At 63.3% G+C, this 23,297-nt stretch carries 23 protein-coding genes and 2 pseudogenes; 11 read left to right on the plus strand and 14 right to left on the minus strand.

Annotation, left to right across the window (positions count from 1 at the left end):
• Positions 1-68: 68 nt before the first annotated feature.
• The 9 genes from fliS to flgA form a co-directional block, all read right to left on the minus strand.
• Positions 69-482: a flagellar export chaperone FliS gene (fliS, locus tag ABT24_RS10065; protein WP_013105549.1), complete on the minus strand. Its 414-nt coding sequence runs from the start codon at positions 480-482 to the stop codon at positions 69-71.
• Positions 483-508: 26 nt separating this feature from the next.
• Entirely contained in the window at positions 509-2,473 is a 1,965-nt protein-coding gene (gene fliD / locus ABT24_RS10070) for a flagellar filament capping protein FliD (RefSeq protein ID WP_276731724.1), read from the minus strand.
• 81 nt (positions 2,474-2,554) lie between these two features.
• Positions 2,555-2,743 (minus strand): hypothetical protein, encoded by a 189-nt coding sequence (locus tag ABT24_RS10075; protein ID WP_286737778.1) that lies wholly within the window; start codon positions 2,741-2,743, stop codon positions 2,555-2,557.
• A gap of 358 nt (positions 2,744-3,101) precedes the next feature.
• Positions 3,102-4,577: a flagellin N-terminal helical domain-containing protein gene (locus ABT24_RS10080; protein WP_276731731.1), complete on the minus strand. Its 1,476-nt coding sequence runs from the start codon at positions 4,575-4,577 to the stop codon at positions 3,102-3,104.
• Between the two features lie 94 nt (positions 4,578-4,671).
• Positions 4,672-5,721 carry a chemotaxis protein gene (locus ABT24_RS10085; protein ID WP_276731733.1) on the minus strand — a complete coding sequence of 350 codons (1,050 nt, stop codon included), beginning with the start codon at positions 5,719-5,721 and terminating at the stop codon, positions 4,672-4,674.
• Entirely contained in the window at positions 5,718-6,227 is a 510-nt protein-coding gene (locus ABT24_RS10090; protein WP_276731735.1) for a chemotaxis protein CheW, read from the minus strand. The genes ABT24_RS10085 and ABT24_RS10090 overlap by 4 nt, the downstream gene beginning before the upstream one ends.
• Positions 6,224-7,243, minus strand: a complete 1,020-nt coding sequence (locus ABT24_RS10095) for a histidine kinase (RefSeq protein ID WP_276731737.1) — start codon at positions 7,241-7,243, stop codon at positions 6,224-6,226. Before ABT24_RS10095 ends, ABT24_RS10090 begins: the two co-directional genes overlap by 4 nt.
• A 76-nt stretch (positions 7,244-7,319) precedes the next feature.
• On the minus strand, positions 7,320-8,297 hold the full coding sequence (locus ABT24_RS10100) for a GGDEF domain-containing protein (RefSeq protein ID WP_276731738.1): 978 nt from the start codon (positions 8,295-8,297) through the stop codon (positions 7,320-7,322).
• Positions 8,298-8,475: 178 nt separating this feature from the next.
• Positions 8,476-9,210: a flagellar basal body P-ring formation chaperone FlgA gene (gene flgA / locus ABT24_RS10105; RefSeq protein ID WP_276731741.1), complete on the minus strand. Its 735-nt coding sequence runs from the start codon at positions 9,208-9,210 to the stop codon at positions 8,476-8,478.
• A gap of 236 nt (positions 9,211-9,446) precedes the next feature.
• Between flgA and flgB the strand changes: the two genes are divergently transcribed.
• The 7 genes from flgB (at position 9,447) to ABT24_RS10140 (ending at position 14,645) form a co-directional block, all read left to right on the plus strand.
• The gene (gene flgB, locus ABT24_RS10110; RefSeq protein WP_013105540.1) at positions 9,447-9,854 is read left to right on the plus strand and encodes a flagellar basal body rod protein FlgB; all 408 of its coding nucleotides are present in this window, start codon (positions 9,447-9,449) and stop codon (positions 9,852-9,854) included.
• A 14-nt stretch (positions 9,855-9,868) separates the two neighbouring features.
• On the plus strand, positions 9,869-10,285 hold the full coding sequence (flgC, locus tag ABT24_RS10115; RefSeq protein ID WP_013105539.1) for a flagellar basal body rod protein FlgC: 417 nt from the start codon (positions 9,869-9,871) through the stop codon (positions 10,283-10,285).
• Between the two features lie 41 nt (positions 10,286-10,326).
• Complete coding sequence (locus ABT24_RS10120; RefSeq protein ID WP_276710650.1) at positions 10,327-11,025, plus strand: flagellar hook assembly protein FlgD; 699 nt, start codon at positions 10,327-10,329, stop codon at positions 11,023-11,025.
• Between the two features lie 69 nt (positions 11,026-11,094).
• Positions 11,095-12,342, plus strand: a complete 1,248-nt coding sequence (gene flgE, locus ABT24_RS10125) for a flagellar hook protein FlgE (protein WP_276731743.1) — start codon at positions 11,095-11,097, stop codon at positions 12,340-12,342.
• A gap of 20 nt (positions 12,343-12,362) precedes the next feature.
• A complete protein-coding gene (gene flgF, locus ABT24_RS10130) occupies positions 12,363-13,100 on the plus strand; it encodes a flagellar basal-body rod protein FlgF (protein ID WP_276731746.1) in 738 nt (245 codons plus the stop codon).
• Between the two features lie 46 nt (positions 13,101-13,146).
• Positions 13,147-13,932 carry a flagellar basal-body rod protein FlgG gene (flgG, locus tag ABT24_RS10135; RefSeq protein WP_013105535.1) on the plus strand — a complete coding sequence of 262 codons (786 nt, stop codon included), beginning with the start codon at positions 13,147-13,149 and terminating at the stop codon, positions 13,930-13,932.
• An 8-nt stretch (positions 13,933-13,940) separates the two neighbouring features.
• Positions 13,941-14,645, plus strand: coding sequence for a flagellar basal body L-ring protein FlgH (locus ABT24_RS10140; protein ID WP_231836433.1), 705 nt, complete (start codon positions 13,941-13,943; stop codon positions 14,643-14,645).
• 122 nt (positions 14,646-14,767) lie between these two features.
• On the opposite strand, the pseudogene ABT24_RS10145 reads toward ABT24_RS10140, so the two are convergent.
• Positions 14,768-15,226, minus strand: a pseudogene (locus ABT24_RS10145) (Mur ligase domain-containing protein); the annotation flags it as partial.
• Between the two features lie 106 nt (positions 15,227-15,332).
• On the opposite strand from ABT24_RS10145, the gene ABT24_RS10150 reads away from it, so the two are divergent.
• From ABT24_RS10150 to ABT24_RS10165, 4 genes are all read left to right on the plus strand, one after another.
• Entirely contained in the window at positions 15,333-16,010 is a 678-nt protein-coding gene (locus ABT24_RS10150) for a Maf family protein (protein ID WP_276732687.1), read from the plus strand.
• Positions 16,007-17,512 carry a ribonuclease G gene (gene rng, locus ABT24_RS10155; protein WP_276732689.1) on the plus strand — a complete coding sequence of 502 codons (1,506 nt, stop codon included), beginning with the start codon at positions 16,007-16,009 and terminating at the stop codon, positions 17,510-17,512. The genes ABT24_RS10150 and rng overlap by 4 nt, the downstream gene beginning before the upstream one ends.
• A gap of 473 nt (positions 17,513-17,985) precedes the next feature.
• Positions 17,986-19,155: a porin gene (locus ABT24_RS10160; protein WP_276732691.1), complete on the plus strand. Its 1,170-nt coding sequence runs from the start codon at positions 17,986-17,988 to the stop codon at positions 19,153-19,155.
• 40 nt (positions 19,156-19,195) lie between these two features.
• A complete protein-coding gene (locus tag ABT24_RS10165; protein ID WP_276732692.1) occupies positions 19,196-19,672 on the plus strand; it encodes a DsrE family protein in 477 nt (158 codons plus the stop codon).
• A 77-nt stretch (positions 19,673-19,749) separates the two neighbouring features.
• Here ABT24_RS10165 and ABT24_RS10170 read toward each other — a convergent pair whose 3' ends face one another.
• From ABT24_RS10170 to ABT24_RS10185, 4 genes and pseudogenes are all read right to left on the minus strand, one after another.
• Complete coding sequence (locus tag ABT24_RS10170; RefSeq protein WP_276732693.1) at positions 19,750-20,292, minus strand: SCP2 sterol-binding domain-containing protein; 543 nt, start codon at positions 20,290-20,292, stop codon at positions 19,750-19,752.
• Between the two features lie 105 nt (positions 20,293-20,397).
• Complete coding sequence (locus ABT24_RS10175) at positions 20,398-20,886, minus strand: hypothetical protein (protein ID WP_276732694.1); 489 nt, start codon at positions 20,884-20,886, stop codon at positions 20,398-20,400.
• Between the two features lie 170 nt (positions 20,887-21,056).
• Complete coding sequence (locus tag ABT24_RS10180; protein WP_276732696.1) at positions 21,057-23,072, minus strand: PhoX family protein; 2,016 nt, start codon at positions 23,070-23,072, stop codon at positions 21,057-21,059.
• A 140-nt stretch (positions 23,073-23,212) separates the two neighbouring features.
• Positions 23,213-23,297: pseudogene (locus ABT24_RS10185) on the minus strand (IS5/IS1182 family transposase); the annotation flags it as partial.

Below are 23,297 nucleotides of genomic sequence, written 5' to 3' on the forward strand. Positions count from 1 at the left end.
TTCTCCTTGCCGTGCATTGTCCCATTGCAGCAATAGTCGGGCCAATCCGTGTCGCCACGGAAGGCGGCTCACGCCGCGGCCTGCTCCATGCCCTGATGCCAGGAGTCGCGCAGCGCCGTGACCACGGTGCGGCAGTCTTCGATGGCCTGCAGGTCGTCGAAAATATTGGCCTGTGCCAGACGGGCCAGCAGGTAGGTATATATGCGCTCCAGGCGTTCGGCCACCGGCTGTTCGGCAAGCTGCGGGCCCTCTTGCGTACCATCAGGCAGCACGGCCAGCAGGTGCTCAACCAGTTGGTAAGCGCGCCCGAGCGATTGCCCCTTGAGCGGCAAATCCTTGCCGTCCGGGTTGCGCAGCGCGGCCTCTGCCCGCCGCAGGTATTCGAGAATGCCGTCCAGCCCGAGGGCGTAGAGCTTGTCTCCGGCGATGCCCTGATTTTCTACCTGGCGATAGGCGCGCATGGCAAAAGCGGCTGCACTCATGAAAAACTCTCCTGATGGGGCGACGATCAGCCGCCGGTCGAACTGGAACTGGAGCTGGAACTGCTGCCAGGCGGATTGAAGAACGCGGTGAGGTACTGCCCCACCGATTGCAACTGCGCGACTTGCGTCTGCATGGCGTTGAACTGCTGCTGCAGCAATGCGGTCTGTGAGGCCGCGCTGTTCTGCAACTGGGTGATCTGCTGATTGATACCCTTGATGGTGTTGTTCAGCCCGCTGGTCGCGGCCGAAACAAACCCGCTTTGGGTATTGAGCGCCTGGGTCAGAATGGCATTCATCTGTTGATAAATGCCCTGGCTGACCGTGACCGAACCCAGGCTGCCCGTGGCTTGCCCGCTGATGTTGACCTGCAGGCCCAATGCCGCACCCGGCCCGGTGACGGTGAGCTGCTGCCCTGCCCCGCTTCCGGCCTGGCCGTTGATCGACCCGACCACATCCGTGCCCTTGGCCATCAGCAGCGTGGTGCCGATGCCGGTGCTCCCGGCGGACGCCGGCTGCGTGGACACCACAGAAAAATTCTGCGCACTGCCGTAATCGGCCGACTGGAACTCCAGCGTGCCGTTGTTGTTGATCGCCGAAATGCCGCTCAAACCCTGCTGGCTCAGCGTGGCGTTGATGGTGGCGACGATGGTGTCGATGGTGGAACCCGAGGCGAGCTGCACCGACACGCTGGTCGCGCCCGAACCGATGACCAGCGTTTCCGCGCTGGTGATGCCGCCGCTGGCGATGGGGTTGGAGGCCGTCGCGCTGGCCTGCGTGGCGCCAGAAGTGACATTGACCGCATAAGTACCCGGCTGGGTGTTGTTGCCCGCGCCGACATACTGCACATTGGCATTGGTGGCCGTGCCGACCTGGCCGAACAAACCGGCCACAGCGTTGTAGTTGCTCTGCAGCGCCGAGCTGAGTTTGCCGCTGTCGAGCGCCAGGGTGCCGTCTTGCGCGAGGCTGATGCCCACCGCGCCGAGCGAGGTGTAGGCGCTGCCCGGCGTGGTGCCGATGCCCTGTCCGCTGATGAGGTTGAGCAGTTGGGTGCGCAGGGTTTGAATTCCGGCGTTGCCGATGAGCGGGCCGCTCTGGCCGGACGCGCCGTTCGACCCGGGGGTGTAGGCGGTGAGCTGGTTGAGCGTGCCCATGGAGGTGTTGAAAGCCGTGACGAAACTCTGCACCGAGGTCACGAAGGCGCTGGTATCGTTCGCCACGGTGAGGGTGGTCGAGCCGCTGGCTTCGAGCAGGTTCAGGCTCACCCCCGGAATCGCCCCGCTGACCGTGTTGGTGGCGCTGGTCACCGCCAGCCCGTTGATGCTCACCGAGGCGTTGCGGGCCGTCTGGCTCTCCGTCATGCCGCCCGAGGCGCTGGCGCTGTAGCTCAAACTTCCCAGTGAACCCGTGGCACCGCTGGTGCTCACGGTGAAGGCATTGGCCGCGCCGGTGTTGTTGCCCGTCATCGTCAGCCGGTAGCCGGTGCCGTCGTAAATGACCGCCGCATTCACCCCGCTGCCCGACTGGTTGATCGCCGCGGCAATGCCGTTGAGCGAGTTGTTGGTGCTGTCGATATTGATATTGGTGACCGAGCCGCTGCCCACCTGAATCTGCAGCGTGCCCGTGCCGACCGCCGTGTTGGTCGCCGAGGCGAAATCTCCGGAGTAGATGCTCTGCGTCTGCGCCAGCACGATATTGCTCAGCGAATACGTGCCCAGAGGCGCGTTGGAGCTGGCCGTGCCCGACACCGCGCTGGAATTGCTCAGACTGACCGAGCGGTTGTTGAGGCTGGTGATGTTTTGCAGCCCGGCCACGGTCGATTGCAGGCTGGACAGGCTGCTCTGCACCGAACCCCAGGCGCTCAGTGTGGACTGGTACGACTGTTCCTGGTTCTGCAGCAGCGTGATGGGCTGCTGATACGCCGCCGACAGCGAGGTGATCAACGACTGCACGTTGATTCCGCTGACCAGACCTGAAATGGATACCGACGACATACTGCGCTCCGATTGCGTTACCGCTTGAGAGTTTTAACGACACACCCCAGCCGAACTGTAGGGCCGAAGAATCGATCCGCGTCAGGCTTTTTCCTGCAGCAGACTGCCGGGCGACATCGGCTGGTCCGGGCTCTGCGCCGCGGCCTTCACCACCTGCTGCGAGGGCACGTAGTAGCGCACGAAGACCTGCTGCGTTTGTTTGTCTTTCAGCTCCACCAGCAACTGACCGGGGTGACCGCCATTCGGGTCGAGCCCGGCCGTCAGTGCCACGGAGGGCGCTTGCTGGCTGACCTGTTTTTGCAAAGTGTCAGCCGCCTGCGCCAAAGTAGCGGGCGGCAAACTGTTGGGTGCTGCACCTGGCAAAACCCCTGCGGCCGCAGGGCTTGCAGTCGGTCCGGCTGGCACAAAGCTTGGCGCCGAACCCGGAGCTGGCGCAGACGCTATTGGTGCTGTTGGCACGCCAGTCTGTAACTTGCCGGGCGAAGAAAAATTCACGGCATTTTGAACGTCCATGATGCCTCCATTCAGGCCAATGAAACCAAGACAAAAAGCATGAAGCAGATGGCAAAACCCCCGGGACGCCTCGCAGCGGCCCGGGGAAACCCCCTGGAGAAACGATCAAGCTCGATTACGGCAGGAGCTTGAGGTAGCTCTGTTGCAGCGAGTTCGCCTGCGCCAGGGTCGAGATGCCCGCTTGCTGCAGGATCTGGTACTTGGACAGCTGCGTGGTCGCCTGGGCGATGTTGGCATCCTGCACCACAGACTGGGCCGCCTGCAGATTGGTCGCGGTGGTCTGCGAGTTCTGCACCGAAGCCTGAATCCGGTTCTGGATCGCGCCCAGCGCGCCGCCTTGCTGGTTCAGTGCGTTGATGGCGCTGTCAATGATGGAGATGGCCTGGTTGGAACCTTCCACCGTGGACACATTGACCGTCGACGCAGCTTGCAACTTGCTGATGCTGTCCAAACCAATGTTCGAGCCGTTAGCCAGAGAGTAGCCCTGGGTGGACTGCAGTTGCACAAAACCCTGAACCAAGGCGGTTCCGGCTCCGCTGGTGATGGCTGGCGCCGTCCCTGCGGTGAGAGAACCGCTGCCGCCGAAGCCCGATATCAGGATGTTCTCGCCCTGGTTCTGGCTCAGCACCAGTTGGTTGCTGGAGTTGACGCTGGCGGTCACGCCGGTCTGCGCCGTGCTGTTGTTGACAGCGGCTACCAGACCGCTCAGACCTGTGGGATCGGTGCTGGTGACGTTGGCGGAAATGTTGACTGTGTTGGTCGGGCTACCCGAGGTGCCGTTGCTCAGCGAGAAGGTGTATGACCCCGTAGTGACGGTAAACGCCACGCTGGTGTTGGCCGTTGCCGTGACGCCGGTCTGCTGGGTGATGGCGTTGAACGACGCGGCAATGTTGGCGGCCGATTCGTCCGTTGTTACCGCCACGCCGCTGGCGCCGGCAGAGCCAGAAATCGACACCGTGCCCGCAGTGAAGTTGCCCGCTCCGGTGCTGATGGTGTAGGCCGAGCCGTAGCCATTATTGGTCACCGAGCCGTTGGCGCCGGAATAGACCGTGCCGCTGGTGCCGACCGTATTGACCCCAACCGCATTGGCCTGCGAGTTGGCGATGGACACGTTGATGACCTGATTGGCATTGGCACCCACCTGGAACTGCTGGCCGCTGAAGGAGCCGTCGAGGATGTTCTGGCCGTTGAACTGGGTTTGCGTGGAGATGGTCTGCACCTGCGCCAGCAACTGCGACACCACGCCTTGCAGCGAAGCGCGGTCGGAGGAGGTGTTGGAGCCGTTGGCCGATTGAACCGCGATGGTGCGGATCTGTTGCAGCAGGTTGGTTTCGTTTTGCAGCGCGCCGGTGGCGGTCTGCACCAGCGAAACGGCTTGGTTGCCGTTGGACACAGCTTGGTTCAGCCCGTTGATCTGGGTTTGAAAGCGCTGCGAAATGGCGTAGCCCGCCGGGTTGTCCGCAGGCCCGTTGATCTGCTTACCGGTGGACAGTTGCTGGATGTAGGTGCTGAGGCTGCTGGAGGTGCTGCCAAGTGCGTTGAGGGTGTTCAGCGCGTTGACGTTGGTGTTGATGATGCCGGAAATGGCCATGATGGAGCTCCTTTGCTATGGGGAAATCCGGCATCCGTGCCGAATACGGACAACCCTGTCCGCATTCCTCTTAACGGCACGCTCCAACGGCGCTTTAGGATTTTTTTTGCGCCGCCTGCGCCGCCTGCTCCGCAACGGTGCGCAGGCGCTCCAGCAGCGGGGCCAGGGCGTCGGCTGGCGACGGGTCCTGCTCCGCAGTTGACGCGGGCTGCTCGGCTGCCGCCGCCGCCGGGCCGGGTTCTGCCCTGGGCTGAACGACGGCGCCGAGCAAGGCGTCGAGATCGGCTTCGGTCTGTTCGAGCAATTCGGCAGCGGCCGGGCTAGCGGCCAGATGCGAGAGTTGCAGCCGCAGGTTCAGCCCCAGCAGGGCCAGCGCCTCGGCCGTTTGCGCGAGTTGTTCGGCGCTGTGCTTGTGCTCAGCCTCGGCTTGCACCAGTTTTTCGGCGCGGGCGGCGGCGTGCGTCTGGGCGGTTGCCTCGCGCTGGGCGGCTACGCCGACCAGCGCCTCGACCTCGGCAGCAAGACGGCTGGCCAGCGAACTCAGTTCCGCCCAGGCGGCCTGCTGCTGTTCGCGCTGTACCCGCGCGACGCTCTCGATCGCCTCACGCGGGTCGGGCAAAGCCGCTGCAGTGGCCTCGGCTTTGGCTGCCGCTACTGCACGGGCCGCGTCCTGCGCCTGCTGTCTGAGCTGAGCCAGTTCGGCCTGCGCTTGAGCCGCCTGCCGCTGCCAGGCGCTGCTTTGCGCCCGCTCGGCTTCGAGCGCCGATTGCAGAGCGGCGAGCTGGGCGGCGGTTTGCGCGGCGATTTTGGCCTTCTCTCGGGCGGCATCATCCACGGGCTGACGCGCCGCAGAGGCCGCGTCGATCAACGGCTGCCAGAAGGCGGCCAGGGAGGATTTGAGCGGCGCCTGCGCATCGGGCGCGGCAACCGCTTCGCGCAAGACTTGCTGCACTTGCAACAAATCCAGACGAATAGACAAACCGAGATAAAACGCCAGCAGCACGAGCAGAGCCGCCCCCGCGCCCCAGACGGTGAGCAGCAGCGCGGGTTCGGCGTCAAGACCTGCGGCAACCACCAGCGCCGCGCCCCAGATCAGCGCGAACAGGCCCAGCAGCAGCAGGCTGCGTTGCGGCGTGCGCTTCATGGTTGTGCTCCCCCGGCGTTCCAGCAGGCGTGCCACAGCGCGGCGACATCGAACACGGCGATGGGTTCGGCCCAGGGCGCCTGCGGAATGGAGGGCTCAACGAGTGACGGCGCCCCTGCGTGCAACAGCCCGCGAATGGCGTTCCACGGAGGCCGCAGCCCCGGCTGCACCGGCGCCCAGTGCCGGGTGAGCGTGGTGGCGGACAGCCGCAGCAGCCCGCCGACGTCATCCACCGCGAGCACACCGGCCTGCTGCGCCTGGCTCCAGACCAGAAACCGTGCATCGCCCCGAGACAAACTCGGGCGGCGCAGCAAACAGGCGCCCAGATCGAGCACCAGCAGCGGCCGCCCCTGCCAGGCCATCAGGCCCGCGCAGTGCGGGTGGCGCTGCGCCAGCGGCAGCGCCAGCAATTTCGGCGAACGCAAAATCTGGCGCACCGGGGCCGCGTCCAGCGCATGAAGTTGATCGCCCACGCGGAACTGCAGCCAGGAGATCGTGCCGGTCATCGGTCGCTCCCCACCCGCAGGCGCGCTTCGAGCCAGGGCAGATCGAGCAGCAGCACGGGCTGCCCGGTGTCTGGCTGCCACGGCGCGCCCTCCCACGCCGCCGCGCGCACGCCGCAGGCCGACTGCACGGCCGGTGGCACGGGCCAGAACAGCAGGTCTTGCTGGCGGCCAAGCGCCTGAACCCGCAGGGCAAAAGGCGGCTCGCCCGAATCGGGCTGAAGCAACAGCGCAGCGCCGCTGGCCTCGTGCTGCGGCTCGGGTGCCAGCCAACAAGCGGGCAGATCGAGCGCGGGCAGCGCCACATCGTCTTGCAATAGCAGAAGCTGCCCGTCCGGGCCGGTCCACTGCGGCGTGCCAGGCTCCAGAACCCAGGGCGCCAACGCGGCAGGAACCGCGACGATCCAGGGGCCGACCACGGCGGTTTGCACGGTGAGCGTCTGTGCTTCGTCCAGCGGGGTTTGCGGGGTAGGCTCAGCGGGCGCGATCGGCGCCGGGGCGGGATCAAACACCTGCGGCGGTGCAAAGCGCATCGGCGCGACGGGCTCAGGCTCAGGCTCAGGCTCAGGCTCGGGTTGCGTCTCGCTGCGGGGCTTTGCTTCGGCTGGCGGCTGCAGCGGAGTCGGCTCGGAAGCCGCAGGCGCCGCTGGCGGCTCGGCCTGCTCCGGCAGCAAGTGCTGGCGCAAGCCGTCGATCACCGCCTGCAAGGTCTCCCATTGCAACGCGGCACCGGATGCGACCAAGGGCAGTTGTTGCAGTAGATCCTGTTCGCCCTGGCGGCACAGCGCGCTGACGGCTTGAAGCTGCAGAAAGTCTGCACCGATGCGAATGCCGCGCAAAGCTTCGGCGGCGTTGCCCAGCGCCTGCAGCGTGTCTTCGCGCGTGGGCTGCGTTTGCAGGCCGGCGATGAACAGTCGCAAAAATTCCTCCGCATCCACGCGAAAAGCCGCCAGCAGTTCCTGCGCGCTGGCTTGGCGCAGGCCGCTGGGCGGACGGGGGCGGGGGGCAGACGCGGACATGGTGACGCTCAATGCGGGGCCCATCTCCATGAAAGCACGGCGCACCCGGTTGCGACCGGCGATCTGAACGACGATCTCATGCGCAATGGCCGCGTTCGAGGCGCACCTGATCGCGCCCTTCGGCCTTGGCGTGGTACAGCGCCGCATCGGCGCAGCGCAGCGTTTGCGCAATCGCGCGCTCGTTCAGCGCGGCCACGCCGGCGGAGAAGCGGATGTGCAGGCCGCCGGTCTGGGTCTGCACCAGTGGGCGCTGCACGATGGTCTGCCGCATGCGGTCGATGATTTGCACCGCCTGCGCCACGGTGGCGCCGGGCAGCACCAGCACGAACTCCTCGCCGCCGTAGCGATAGACGCCGTCGTAGGGACGCAGCGCCCCGCGCAGCAGGCGGGCGAATGCGGCGAGCACGCGGTCGCCCGCCTGATGGCCGTGTTGGTCGTTGATGCTCTTGAAGTGGTCGATGTCGAGCATCACCACCGAGCACATGCGGCCCTGGCGCAGCACCAGCGACTGTTCGCCCTGCAGGCGCTGCTGCAGCGCGGCGCGGCCCGGCAGGCCGGTCAGCGGGTCTTGCGCCGCACGCTGGGCGGCGAACACCACCTCCAGATCGGCAAAGCCCTGCAGGGTGTCGAGGCCGAGGTCGATCAGCCGATCCCAGGTTTGCACCGCCCGGACGTGCTGCTTGTCGGAGGCGGCCAGTGCGCTAATCAAGACGCCGAGCTCAGCCAGACGCTGCTGCTGCGCATCGTGCAGCGGCAGCAACTCGGCGGCATCTGGCCCGCTGCGGTCGATGGCCCGGTCAAGCTGGTGTTCGATGGCCGCTCGCGGCAACGCGGCCACAGCGCCGGGGTTTTTGCGATGGCCGCCCTGGCGCAGGCAGCGTTGAAACCAGGCGGCGTAGATCTGCCGCGCCAATCGCAGGGCCGAAGTCTCCGCCGCCGGTCCAGCCTCGGGCTCTACGGAGCCCGCTTCGATCAGACCGCCTTCGAGCACACTCCAAGTCGGCGTGGACGGCTGTTTGGGTTCGGCGCTGGGCAACAAAGCAAGGGCACGCATGGGAATCTCCATCAAAGGGTGATTCCTGATTAGCAAGCCCGGTGCCAGTCGATTCCTTGCTTTTTAAGGGGGTAGATGACCTATTTTTGGCGTCACTCAGCACTTCATGGGCTGCAATCAACCCTTTCTGCTCAACGCATCCGCCGGGAGACGGTTTTTTGACGCCCGCAAAAGTCGGCTATTGCAGTGGTACGACAACTTGCCCTTGCGCATCCACAATGCCACTGACCACCCGGCCCGACTGCACATTGCGCACCAGCACCGATTGCCCCACGCGGCCGTCCGCCATCGCCTGCCCCAGCGCCACCAGACGCACGCCCATGCCCTGCGCGATCAGGCTGACCGACTGGCCATAGTGAACAAGCTGAGGGCCGGTGAGCATGCTCTGCACCAGCGGCTGGCCCGCCGCCACGCTGTAGCGCAGCACCTGCCCGACCAGCGCCTGCGCGTCGGTCACCGCGCCGGGGGGCAGCCGGGCGGCGTCGCGCTCGACCGTGGTGAGATCGGCCGCAGTGAGCACATGCCCGGCCTGCAGCGCACGCGCCACGACCACCACCCCCTGCGGCCGGTCCACCCGCACCGGCAGGTAGAGCGACCAGACCGAGGGCGCGGTGCAACGCACCTCCACGGTTTGCGCGCCGTAGGGGTTGGCGTTGCCAAAATACGCCGTGTGCAGATCGGCGCACTGCGGAAAGCGCAGCCCCGGCGCTGGCCCCTGAACATCGATCTTTACCTTTTCCCCGCCCGGGGGCAGCCCCGCGCGCACGAACGCCTCCACCGCCGCGCGGATAGTGGCCGGGCTCTCGGCGGCGGGCACGGCCCAGGCGAATGTGGCTACGCCCAGGCTGACATTGACGACCCACGCGAGCGCGAGCAGACGCAGGCCAGAGAACAAATAAAGACGGATGGGCATGGAGCAGGGTGACGCCGGGTAGTGGGTTTGCCTTTCTCCTGACGCAAAGTCTGTACCAGCCGGAACCCTCAGTAAGACGCCCATCGCTTGCCGTCCCAAGCTGTAGAGCGGCAAGGTCTTGCCGCTTTCCCTCGTGCCATTTGCCGCTTGCGACGCCTCGCCCCCGCAGATCCCGGCGAGTCGCGCCTGGCATGGAATCTGCTGTTAAAGCGCCACTCACTACCCGATCCACGACCATGACTTCCGCCCTCGACCGTGAATTCGCCCCGCTGCAAACCGCGCTGAACCTGCGGGCGCAGCGGCAGCAATTGCTCTCGGCCAATATCGCCAATGCGAACACGCCCGGCTACAAGGCGGTGGATGTCGATTTTTCCGCCGCGTTCAAAGCCGCTTTATCCGGGCAGCAAACCGGCGGCCTGCCGCTCAAGACCGAGAACGCCAGGCAACTCGCGGGCAACGTCGCCCCGGCCGGATCGAATTTCATCGCCTACCAGGCCGGCAACAACGTGAGCCTGAACGGCAACTCGGTGGACATGAACCGCGAGCAGGCCGCGTTCCAGAAAAACAGCATTCAGTACGAAGCCGATCTCACCTTCCTCACCGGCAAGATCAAAACCCTGACCTCCGCCATCACCGGCAACTAAGCGGCGCATTCATCATGTCTCTGTTCTCCGCCCTCGATGTGGCCAATTCCGGCCTGACGGCTGAAAGCTACCGCCTCAACGTGGTGGCCAGCAATCTGGCGAATGCCAACTCCGCCGTCAGCTCCAACGGCCAGCCCTACCGCGCCCGCGAAGTGGTGTTTGCCGCGCAGCCGTTGTCCGGCCCCGGCGTGCCCGCTGGCGTCAACGGCGTGCAGGTGGCCGGTGTGGTGGAAAAACCCGGCCCGCTCAAACTTGTGTATGAACCCGGCAACCCGCTGGCCAACAAAGACGGCTATGTGAGCTACCCCAACGTCAATCCCGTCGATGAAATGGTCAACATGATTTCCGCCTCGCGCGCCTATCAGGCCGACGTGAACGTGATGACCACCACCAAAAACCTGCTGTTGAAAACCCTCACGCTGGGCCAGTGAATTGTCCAGAACGCCCCGCCACTGACTGAAAGACCCCTGCCATGAGCACCTCTCCCATCAGCTCCAATTCCTTCCTGTCCTCGCTGCAGACGAGCAGCAGCAGCGGCACCTCGGGCAGCGCCGCCAGCGGCCTGAGCGGACTGAACAACGTCAACACTTTCTACACCCTGCTGGTGACTCAGCTCACCAACCAGGACCCGATGAACCCGATGAGCAACACCGATCTGTCGGCGCAGCTCGCGCAGTTCAGCACGGCCAGCGGCATTCAAAGCATGCAGCAGTCGATGGCCACCCTCACCGCCCAGCTCGCGCAGACGCAAGGGCTGCAGGCCGCCAATCTGGTGGGGCAGACCGTCGTGTTCGACAACAACAGCATCAGCCTGCCCAGCAGCGGCGGCACGGCCGGGGGCTTCACCCTGGCCTCGGCCGCGCAGAACGTGCAGGTGCAGGTGCTCAACAGCTCGGGTCAGACCATCGACACGCTGCAACTCGGCGCCCTGCCCACCGGCGTGCAGACCTTCAACTGGGACGGATCGACCAGCGGCGGGCAACAGGCCCCCGCGGGCAACTACACCTTCAACGTCAGCGCCACGGACGGCACCGGCCAGCCGGTTGCGGCCGTGCCTTTCGGTACGGGCAAGGTGCAGTCGGTCTATCTCAACGGCAGCAATGGCCCCGCACTCCAGATGGAGGGGCAGAGCAGTACCGTGCCGCTGTCGAGCATCGTGGGCGTGATGTAGTCAGCAGCGTTTGCCCGAAGCACCCAACACCACACCGCATTCAGACCACACCATTTTTCGGGGGATTTCATGAGCACCTTCCAAACCGCCCTGTCCGGCCTGCAAGCCGCCTCCACCGACCTGCAGGTGATGGGCAACAACATCGCCAACGCCAGCACGGTGGGCTTCAAGAGCTCGAACGCCCAGTTCGCCGACACCTACGCCGCGGCCATCGCGGGCACCTCGCCGCAGTATGGGCAGGTGGGCATCGGCACCTCGGTAGCCACGGTGGCGCAACAGTTCTCGCAGGGCAATATCGAGTCCACGAGCAACCCGCTCGATGTGGCCATCAACGGCAGCGGCTTTTTCCAGTTCAACTACAACGGCGCCACGGTGTATGGCCGCAACGGCCAGTTCCAGCTCGACCAGAACGGCTACATCGTCGATGCTGCGGGCGGCCAGCTCATCGGCACACCCGCGGTCAGCGGGGTGCTCACCGGCGGCTCCGGCCCGCTGCAGATCACCACCACCACCCTGGCGCCCAAGGCCACGACCAGCGGCACGCTGGGGTTGAATCTCAATGCCTCGGTCACGCCGATCCCCAGCGGCACCGCTTTCAGCACCAGCGACCCCACCAGCTACAACTACTCGACCACCAGCACGGTGTACGACAGCTTGGGCACCTCGCATCTGCTGACCACCTACTACGCTCTGCCTTCCGGTAGCGCCACGGCCAGCGGTCAGGCTTGGAATGTGTATTACTCGGTGGACGGCACCACGGCGGCCGGCGGCATCACCAGCGGCGGCCCTTCCGTCATTCAGTTCAGCCCGACCGGGGCCATCACCGGCACGGCCACGCTGACGGCCTCCGGCCTCACCTGGGCAGACGGCGCCTCACCTTCAAACATCAGCATCAACTTCGCCGGCTCGACCAATTACAACGCCACCTCGGTGGTGAACTCGCTCACCACCGATGGCTCGGCGGTCGGCCAGCTCAGCAATCTGTCGATCGATCCCAGCGGCGTGGTGTTCGGCCGCTACACCAACGGTCAATCGGCCAAGCTCGGGCTCATCACCCTCACCAACTTCAAGGCGCCGCAGGGCCTGCAGCGACTGGGCAGTAATTACTTCGTGCCCACCTACGCCTCGGGCCAGCCGCTCACAGGGCAGCCGGGCGGTGGCGGGCTGGGCGTGCTGCAGTCCAGCGCGGTGGAACAGTCCAACGTCGATTTGTCGTCACAACTGGTCAATCTGATCGTCGCGCAGCAGGCTTATCAGGCCAATGCGCAGACCATCAAGACGCAGAACCAGGTGGTCCAGACTTTGCTTAGCCTGTAATAAAACAGCTCGCCTTCATCATGGATACCTTGTGGATTGCCGCCACCGGCGCCCGCGCCATCCTGCGCCAGCAGGCGGTGACGACCAACAATCTCGCCAACGTGAACACCACTGGCTACCGCGGCGAGCAGGCGCAGTTTCGCGCCTTGCCGGTCTACGGCAACGCCCTGCCCACCAGCGCCTACACCACGGTGCAAGGCAACAGCGCCGATCTGCAGGAAGGGCCGATCAACCATACCGGCCGCAATCTCGACGTGGCGATTCGCGGCTCGGGCTGGATTGCGGTGCAGGCCCCTAATGGCGACACCGCCTATACCCGCAACGGCGATCTGCAAGTGAACGGTAGCGGCATTCTGTCCACCAGCGACGGCCGTCCGGTGCTGGGGCAGAGCGGCGCGCCGATTTCCGTGCCGCCGCTGGAGTCGATACAGATCGGCGCCGACGGCACCATCTCCGGCGTGCCGGTGGGCAGCCAGCCCAACGCGCTGGTCGTGATCAACCGCATTCAGCTCGTCAACCCGCCGCCCGCGCAGATGCAGCGCGGCGCCGACGGCCTGTTCCGCGACACTCAGGGCCCGGCGCCGGCCGACGGCAATGTGCAGCTGGCCGTGGGCGCGTTGGAGGGCAGCAATGTCAACCCGGTGCAGGCCATGATCCAGATTCTCGACAACACCCGCGCGTTCGAAATGCAGACCAAGCTGATGCAGACCGTCGATCAGAACCATCAGGCCGCCACGCAATTGCTCAACGTGAGCTGACCCGCCACGCCACGCCCGCCCCCACAACGCCATTAGAGAAACCGCCATGATCCGCTCGCTCTACGTTGCAAAAACCGGCCTCGAAGCCGAACAGACCCGCATGGACGTGATCGCCAACAATTTGGCGAACGTCAACACCAGCGGCTTCAAAGGCTCGCGCGCCGTGTTTCAAGACCTGCTCTATCAAAACCTCACCCAGCCGGGCGCGCAGTCGTCGCAGAGCACGCAATATCCCAGCGGTCTGCAACTGGGCACCGGCGTGCGCCCGGTATCCACCGAGCGGCTGATGACGCAGGGCAACCTCACCCAAACCGGCAACTCGCTCGATGTCGCCATCAACGGCCAGGGCTTTTTTCAGGTGCTCGAACCCAACGGCACCATCGCCTACACCCGCGACGGCACCTTTCAGCTCAACAATCAGGGGCAGCTTGTCACCGCCAACGGCTATCTGGTGCAGCCCACCGTCACCATTCCGGCCAGCGCACAAAGCGTGACCATCGGCAACGACGGCACGGTGTCCGTCACCCTGCCGGGACAGGCCGCGCCGCAGCAGGTGGGCGCACTGCAACTGGCCAGCTTCGTCAACCCCACCGGGCTGCAGAGCATTGGCGACAACCTCTATCTGCAAACCGGCTCCAGCGGCGCGCCCAACACCGGCCAGCCCACGCTCAACGGTCTGGGCTCGGTGCGGCAGGGCTATCTGGAGTCGTCCAACGTCAACGTCGTGGCTGAACTGGTCGACATGATCTCGACCCAGCGCGCTTACGAAGTCAACAGCAAGGCGGTGACGGCTTCCGACCAGATGCTGCAGTACGTCAACAACAATCTGTGATGACCGCGATGTCTTTCCTGCGCTCTGACTCTCACCGTCTGCGCCTGTTGCTGGCCGCGGCTTTCGCCCTGCTGCTGGGCGCCTGCGCCACGGCGCCGCAGCATCTCAGCAGCGGTTCGCTCAAGCCCCTGCCCATTCCGGCCGAACCGGAGTCGATGAATGCGCACACGCCCAACGGCGCCATCTGGCAGCCGGGCACCAATGTCTCGCTGTTCGAAGACAGCCGGGCGCACCGCGTGGGCGACCTCATTACCGTGCTGATCCAGGAAAACGCCAACGCCACCAAATCGACCAACACCACGGTGAACAAGTCCGACGACGTGAGCGCTGGGCTGTCGAGCTTTTTCGGCAAACCCTTCACCGTGGGCGGCTACTCGCCGTCGATGGGGCTGACCTCATCCACCAAGTTCGGCGGCAACGGCGCTACCTCGCAGAGCAATACTTTCACCACCACCTTGCAAGCCACCGTGGTGCAGGTGATGAGCAACGGCAATATGCAAATCTCCGGGCAGAAGGAAGTCATGCTCAATGGCGGGCATGAATACATCCGCGTGGCCGGTGTGGTGCGCGCGGCCGATGTCAGCCCGCAAAACACCGTGCTGAGTACGCAGATTGCCAACGCTCGCGTGGAATACAGCGGCACCGGCGATGTGTACGCCGCCGCCAAGGTGCCCTGGCTGGCGAGCTTCTTCCTCTCGTTGTGGCCGTTCTGAACTGGGTGACGACATGCCGACCGAATCACTGCGTACACCCCTCCCCCTCCCAACCTCCCCCACGGCGTGGGGGAGGAGTGATGGCTCCCTCCCCGCTCGCGGGGAGCGTTGGGGTGGGGAGTCTTGTCGCCCCCCAAACGCGCCGAGGCCCCAAAGTCCAGCGGCACGCCGCCGATCAGAAAACCGGGATTCAGCCCGGCAACCTCGAGAATGTGCGCCAGCATCGAGGTGGTGGTGGTCTTGCCGTGGGTGCCGGCGACTGCCAGTGTCCAGCGGCCCTGCAGCACATGCTCGGCCAGCCACTGCGGCCCGCTGATGTAAGGCTGCCCGGCTTCGAGGATCGCCTCCATCAAGGCATTGCCGCGCGACACCACATTGCCGATGACCCACAGATCGGGCCTGAGCGCAAGTTGGTCGGCGCCGTAGCCCTCGACCAGTTCGATGCCCAACTGCTGCAACTGCGTGCTCATGGGCGGATAGACCTGCGCGTCGCAGCCGGTCACGCGGTGCCCGGACTCCTTCGCCAGCGCCGCCAAACCGCCCATGAAGGTGCCGCAAATGCCAAGAATATGAATATGCATAGGCAGATTCTAGGAGCCGCCGTCCGCACCGCCGCAAACCCGCATAAACCGGTTTTCACAGGCGTTTACACGGACAATAGGCGCTCCGCCCTTTTTCGCTCCCCGCATGCAGACCAACCCGAACCGCACGTCAACCGTCACCGTCTATCTGGCTTCCGCCAGCCCGCGGCGGCAGGAGTTGCTGCGGCAGGTCGGCGTGCCCTTCGAACTGCTGGCCCCGCTGCCCGACGAAGACAGCGAGGCGCTGGAAGCCGCGCTGCCCGGCGAGCCTCCGGCCGACTATGTGCAGCGCGTCACTCGCCTCAAGCTGGAAGCCGCGCGGCAGCGTCTGGCCCGTTGCCGCCCCGAGATCTCGCCCGAGGCCGCCGTGTTGCTCTGCGCCGACACCACCGTGGCGCTGGACGGCGCGATTTTCGGCAAGCCGGAAAGCGCCGACGACGCGGCGCGCATTCTTCGCACCCTCTCCGGCAAAACGCACCAGGTGCTCACCGCGGTGTGCGTGCAGCGAGGCGCGGCGCGACACGCGGCGCTGCAAACCTCGCAGGTGCGCTTCGCCGCCTTGAGCGAGCAGGACATTGCTGATTACATCGCCAGCGGCGAACCCTTTGGCAAGGCCGGCGCCTATGCCCTGCAAGGGCGCGGCGCGGCGTTCGTCGAGCACCTCAGCGGCAGCGCCAGTGGCATCATCGGTCTGCCGCTGTTTGAAACGCTGCGGCTGCTGCGCGCAGCCGGTTGGTCTGCCCACCCGCACAGCCCCACACAACAAGAGACAACGCGCCCATGAATCCCACACCCGAAGACATTCTCATCAACATCACCCCGCAGGAAACCCGGGTCGCCTTGGTGGCCCACGCCGCGGTGCAGGAACTGCACATTGAACGCAGCCTGGAACGCGGTCTGGTGGGCAATATCTATCTGGGCAAAGTGGCGCGGGTGCTGCCCGGCATGCAGTCCGCTTTCATCGACATCGGCCTGGAGCGCACCGCCTTTTTGCATGTGGCCGACCTGTGGCAGCGTCAGGCCATTCCCGTACCCACCGAGGCCGCCAGCGAAGCCGCGACAGCACCGCCCCTTCAGCCCATCGAAAAGCTGATCTACGAAGGCCAGACGTTGATGGTGCAGGTGCTCAAAGACCCGATCAACACCAAGGGCGCGCGCCTGACCACGCAGATCAGCCTGGCCGGACGCATGCTGGTGCATCTGCCGCAAGACAACCATATCGGCATTTCGCAAAAGATCGACGGCGCAGAGCTGCGCACCGCATTGCGCGAACGCATGAGCGCCCTGCTGGCGGCGGATGCCGGCGATTCGCAAGGTTTCATCGTGCGCACCAATGCCGAAGACGCCAGCGACGCGGAGCTGGCCGAAGACATCGCCTATCTGCGCAAGACCTGGGCCGCCATTCAGCAGCGCGCCCACGTCACCAGCCCCAGCGCCCTGATCTACCAGGAACTCAGCCTGGCGCAGCGGGTGCTGCGCGATCTGGTGAGCGACGCCACCCGCAGCGTGCAGATCGACTCGCGCGAAAACTTCGAGCTGCTGCAGGGCTTCGCCGCCGAATACATGCCCCGGGTCAGCGGCCGCCTGCAGCTCTACCGCGGCGAGCGCCCCCTGTTCGAAACCGCCAACGTGGACGAGGAAATCGAGCGCGCGCTGGGGCGGCGGGTCGATCTCAAATCTGGCGGCTACCTCATCATCGACCAGACCGAGGCGATGACCACCATCGACGTCAACACCGGCGGTTTCGTCGGCGCGCGCAACTTCGACGACACCATCTACCGCACCAATCTCGAGGCCACGCAAGCCATCGCCCGCCAACTGCGGCTGCGCAATCTGGGCGGCATCATCATCATCGACTTCATCGACATGCACAACGCCCAGCACCGCGCCGCCGTGCTCGACGAACTGCGTAAATCGCTGGCACGCGACAAGGTGAAAGTCACCGTCAGCGGCTTCTCGCAACTCGGCCTGGTGGAACTCACCCGCAAACGCACCCGAGACTCGCTGGCGCACATGCTGCTGGAGCCCTGCCCCACCTGCGGCGGGCTGGGGCAAGTGAAAACCGCGCGCACCGTGTGCTATGAAATCCTGCGGGAAATCCTGCGCGAGGCCAAGCAATTCAACCCGCGCGAGTTCCGCATCGTCGGTGCCGCCGACGTCATCGACCTGTTTCTCGAAGAAGAAAGCCAGCACCTGGCCTCGCTCTCCGACTTCATCGGCAAGCCGGTGTCGCTCCAGGTCGAACCCGCGTTTTCGCAGCAACAGTACGACATTGTGCTGACCTGACAGCCCCCGCCTGTTTCCCGCCAGTCCTGAGCTGGTCGATACGGTTTGTCCAGCGCAATCAGCTTGACAGCACGACGGCAAAGCCAAGGGCGCGCCAGGCCACTTGCAACAAGTCCGTCTTAATGTAACAGCGGAGACTTCGCCGTCCTGCTGCGATTGGACTGATCACGCCGTGTCAATTGGCTGCATTGCATGAATATTCTTTGCCAATTTTCTGATAGGAATGCCGAGGAATCGTGCAACCCATTGAAATTCTTAAAATATAAGAAAATAATTATTATATTTTTCACCATATAATTATTTTATTATATTTAATGCCCCGAATTTGATACAAATTTAATTCATATAAGTAACAAGAAAAATCCATTTGTTGAGAGTTGCAATCTCTATTTGAATCCGCCTTGCTGAAGTCCTTCAGTCCAGAGCCGAGCAGCACGCTATCGGGTTCAAAAATAGATCAAGGAGGAGATTGCATGAAAAGAAGCATCATGGCAGCTGTAGTCATAGGGGCATGCTGTCAAATGGCCCACGCTAAGGAGGGTGCCCAGCTCTACGGCGTCATCGACATGGGCATTGAAAGGCTGACCTATGACAACACCAGCCTGAACCGGCTCGGTTCCGGCGTGCAATCCACAGACCGGATCGGGATACGAGGACAGGAAAATTTGGGAGGGGGTTTGCAAACATTTTTTGATGTCGAAACCGGATTTTGTGGAAACGGCACCAATTCGTTTCCAGGTAGCCTCGTATACAAAGGGGATAACAGTGCCGTGGGATCGAGTGTTTGCTCGGGTGGGGGGTTCATGGGTCGCCTCAGCGTGCTGGGCTTAAAAAGCCGCTATGGCGTTTTTAAGGCCGGTCGCTTTTACAGTCTGAATTATGACAATCTCGTCAAGATCGATCCATTCATGACAGGGATGACTGGGGCTGTGAAAAACATCGACCCGGCAGGCTATAACTACGTTCGATTTTCGCAGGCTGTTGGATACCGGACTCCCGATTTTGGCGGGCTAACGGCCGCCATGCTCTACGCATTTGGTGGACAGCCCGGAAGCTTCTCAAAGGGACAGTCTTATGAACTGAACGTGGATTATGAATCCAAAAACTTTACCGCTGGAATTGATTACCTAAAAAATAACCATCCGTACAGCGCAGGCAGCAAATTTAATCCTTATGTTGCACTGGCCTGGGAATTCGGTCCAGCTGCAACGCTCACCCAACAGGGCTCGTTCAATAATGAAGTCGTCCAGCTCTATGGTGGATATGATTTTTCCGTCGCCAAACTGACTGCACTTTACTCTGACGAAAAATACGGCGATGGTCTGCCCTATGCGGCAGGACATTTCGTACCGGATTTGAAAATATGGATGCTTGGCGCAACTATTCCCCTGCCGCGAGGGAAATTTCTGGCTTCAATTTCCAGGCGCAGTGACATGAACAAATCTGACACCACTGCAACGCAAGTGGCCATTGGTTATCTTTATCCGCTCTCCAAGAGGACGAACATCTATACATCGTATTCACGCATCCGCAACGATTCGGCAACAGATTTGTATGTTGGCGATAACGGTTTCACCGCACAGGGAACCATTGGCGGCGCGAGTGCCAGTGGTCTAACCATCGGCCTGCGTCATTTCTTCTGATGGCTCCAGCGCCATTACCCACTTTGTCCAAGGAAACATCATGAACATGTTCATCCGACGTGCGCTTGTTGGCGCAACGCTCACTACATTTGCATTCTTGCCCGGTCTGGCACAAGCTGAGGATACGGTTCCGGCAATCGCCACGCAGTCGCACTACGGTGCGATCTTCCAGATCGACTCCGGTAGTCCAGGCGCTATCAAAAAGACCATCAACAATATAGAAAACCTGCTCCATGACCCCAGGCTCAAAGGCAAGGTCCAGGTCGAGTTGATCGCCAACGCCCAGGGATTCGCCGCCTACGTCAAGAACAATGGTTTTGAGAAAAAATTGCAAGTTCTGCAACAGCAGGGCGTGCTGTTAGCGCAATGTGCCAATACCTTGCGCGAGTTGCATGTGGATCGCAAGGATCTATATCCATTCATCACTGTGGTGCCGTCCGGAATGGGAGAAATCACCATTCGGGAAGCGCAAGGGTGGGCGTATATCCATCCCTCAGCACCGAAGCCTGGTCTATGATCGAGGCACATCAAAAAGATAGGGATGCACTGCGTCCCTGTCTTTTTGATTTCAGGCGCGTGAAACGCACCTCTTGCTTATTTCGGGCAGGTGGCCGTGCTGCCCGGCACTTTGCCGACCAGCAGCAGGAAAGAGGAGAACGGGTCCATGGCGCGCATGGCCACCATCTTCGGCCCCTGGAATTCGAGGCGACCGAACATCATGGCCTTCATCGGGCCGTATTCGCCCTTGCCCATTTCTTCCCACTGCTTGGTGTTGGCGTGCATGAGAAAGTCGACATCGAAATTAGGCTTGAGGGTGGGCGCGCCGCCGGAGACGCACATGGCCTTGTCGTTTTGCAACTGCAACTTGAGCTCAACCGCGGTGTCCTTGCCGCAATCGGTGCGGTACATCTCCACTAGCTTGTAGCCGCGGCCTTTGTCGTCGTGCATGAACTCGCCCTTGAGTCCGTTGGTCAGCTCGGGGGTGTTGTTCCAGGCGGTGCAGGCTTCGCTGGCCCATTGGGGCGACATCAGCACCGGGGTGTCGGCCCAGGCTGTGGCCGACACGCAGGACAGGGCCAGACCGGCGGCCAGACCGAGGGCTTGCAGCGAACGGCGGGGGTTGAACAGTGTTTTCATGTAGGGTTGTCTCCAAGAGGGTTTGAAACACTCGCGCAGGGGATGGTGATGGAGCCCTGCCGTGGCGCGACGACACGGCGACAGGCTGGATTCCAAGCGGAAGGGTCAGTCAGGCAACAGCTCCCGCGCGCGCTGAGCGAAGGCTGCGGCTTGTTTCTCGTCGATGAACAGGCGGATGAATTTGACGCAGGCTTGCACGGCGGCAGCGCGGCCTTCCGGGGTGTCGGGATGTTGCTCGATTTTCTGCACCAGCCGCGGGGCCTGGGCGCCGAACTGTTCTTCGACGAGGGCGATGAGCAGGCCGTGGGGTGTCTGCTGCGGCGCGTCGGTAGCAAACAAGGAGGCGGGCGCATCTGAGGGAAACGCGGCGGCGTTGCGCACCAGATAGCCCTCATCGAGCAAGCCGCGCAGCGCTAGAAGACAGCGCTCGGGGTCGGCGCCCGCTTTGAGCAACTCGGCCACCGGCCGATGGCCATCGGCCATGATGAGCAGATTGCGCTGCCCGGGCAGGAGATGGTGAGCCCGGGTGGCGAGTTCTTCACGACCCTTGGGCGTTTTTTCCAGTATCCAGTCGAGCGGCAATTCAGCAGGCATCTCCGTCTGGCGCGGCTTGGGCGCCGCACCGGTCTCCTTGGTTTTGATCGCGCAACAGACTGCGCCACAGTCCGGGGAGTATGCCGATTTGTTGCCCGGCTGACACCGGGATGAACCCGCAGAAAAAAGGCCCGCACGTGGCGGGCCTGGATGAAACGTCTGCGGGATGCTCAGACTTTGGTGGTCTGCGGCAATCCGGTGATGTAGCCCACCGAGGCGCCAAACCCGCTCTGGTAGAGCTTGTCGACCAGCGGTTCCAGCGTGGAGCGGACTTTGCCGTGCAAGTCGTAATCCCAGTCGGCGCAGTGCTGGAAGTTGCTCATCACATAGGTCCAGCCATTCACATCATCGACGTCTTGCAGCCCGGTGCTCTCGGCGCCCGGCGGCGTGGACATCAGGCGGCTGAGCTGCTGATTTGCCGGTTGATAGGCCCAGAGGAAGTTGTTGACGTGCATGCCGCTGTCTTCACCGATGAAGAGTGTGCCCAACTTGGCGGAGAACTTGAGGTTATCGGGATTGGCGATCTTGTTCGGATTGGCAAGGTTGCCCAGCGCATCAGGGGTGGCCAGGTCTTCGCCGATCAGCGCGGACGGCGCTGCCATGTCCACCGGAACCCAGTCGCTGCCGATCGGGTTGCCTTCGGTATCGGTCTGAGCGGCTTTGAGGTTGAGCGCATACACCGCACCCGCCTTGGTCGGCTTGACCTTGACATCGGTCGTGCCGTCGGTCATGGCAGAGGTGATGCTGCTCATCGCGACATAGGCCACCTTGTTTTTGAAATCTGCGGTCACGCCTTCGAGCTTGGTGAAGCTCATGGAAGCGCCTTTCAACGCTGAGTAGCGGTGGGTTTCGAGAAAGGCCGCGGCCAGTTCCATACCCGCCTTGACGCGCACCCAGTTGTCTTTGCCGCTGTAGCGGATCTTGGTATAGGTGGTGTCTTGCGGATCGGCAGTGGCCACGTCCATGATGTCGCTGATCTTCAGCGTTTTGGCCAGTTGCTCGATTTCGGCGCTGGTGGCGTGGCCGAGTTTGATCCACTTCACGGTGAAACTGCCCGTGCCTTCCCCCGCGGGAGTGGTTTGGGTCATTTTGGGCGCGTACAGCGTGCCGGCCGACAGATCGGCCGCTTTGTCGGCGATGAACAGGAAGGGCCCGCCGTTGGTCCAGTCGTCACCCATCAGCGCGGTGCGCTGGTCGGGCATGATCTGCGCCACTTCCTGCGAATGCCGCCCCATGCAAAAATGTTTGACCACCTTGCCGGTGCCATCGGGATTGACGATGACCTCGGGCATATGGCCATAGAGATAGGGATTGGCCTTGGCCAGGTCGGTGTAGGCGTTCGGGTCGTTGTAGAGATAGTTGATGAAGGCGTTGAACCGGCTGTCCTTGCCCTGCGACACCGCCAAAGCGTCGGGCTCGTATTCCTCGCTGCCCAGGTGGGTGTTCCACGGCGTAAGGCTGGCGCCACAGGCGATCCACAGGCCGTAAGCGGGCTTGGTCGGCACGTCAAAATAACCGACCAGACTGAGCTTGCCCGTGGCGGGGTCTTGGTCTAGCGTGAGTACGGCAATCGGCGAGGGCAGCTTGCCGTACATATTGTCGGCACTGGCCAAATCACCCCAGCCATAGCTCTTGCCCAGGCCTGCCAGGTCGCGGCTGGCATATTCGAACTGCACGACGGCAAACAGCGGATTGCCCTTGACGCCGAGCTTGGCCTTGTCGGCCCCGGCAATCGGTTGCAGCAGGCTCATGCCGTCCGGGCAGTCGGAAAAGAACTGGCGCGTCTGTCCCGGCACGGAGACATCGTTGATGGGCTGATCGTTGATGTCGTAGTAGCCGCCCGCCAGCGTCGTGCCGCCGCCGAGTTTGGGGACTTGCGTACCCGTCTGGAACAACTCCTGATAACCCAGCTTGAACGCTTGCTTGCTGCCGTCGCTATAGCTGACCTGCAGGCTCGACGCCACCGTGGTGCCCGCCATGGCCGTGGCGTCGGCCAGAGTGGGGGCGGCCATTGCGGTAAAGGCGGCGGCCGTGGGGGTGGCAGCAACCGCTGCAGTGGTGCCGCTTCCCCCGCACGCGGCGAGCAGGGCTGAGCCGCCCGCGCCGACGCTCAGGGGAAACAAGGGGACGCCGCCAAAAATTTTCAGGGCCTGGCGTCGTGAAGGATTGGCTGGGGATTGGGACATGTTGAACTCCATCAGAGAAGGGTCGCGGACACAATAGTTACGACTCAGCAATGAAAGTTACATCTCGAATATGACAGCCTGTTGATGTCGGCCTCGTCGCCATCCGCGCCCCAAGCCCGACAGACTCCTAGATAGTGTCGTCACAAGATTTGCAGCCAGAGGGCAAGGCAGCGAATTTGCACGGCGGCAACGAATGAGGCGACGTTTTTCGCGTAGCGCGTGGCG

Origin of the sequence: Thiomonas sp. SCN 64-16 (assembly GCF_001725585.1) — a bacterium.
GTDB classification, from domain to species: Bacteria; Pseudomonadota; Gammaproteobacteria; order Burkholderiales; family Burkholderiaceae_C; genus Thiomonas; species Thiomonas arsenitoxydans.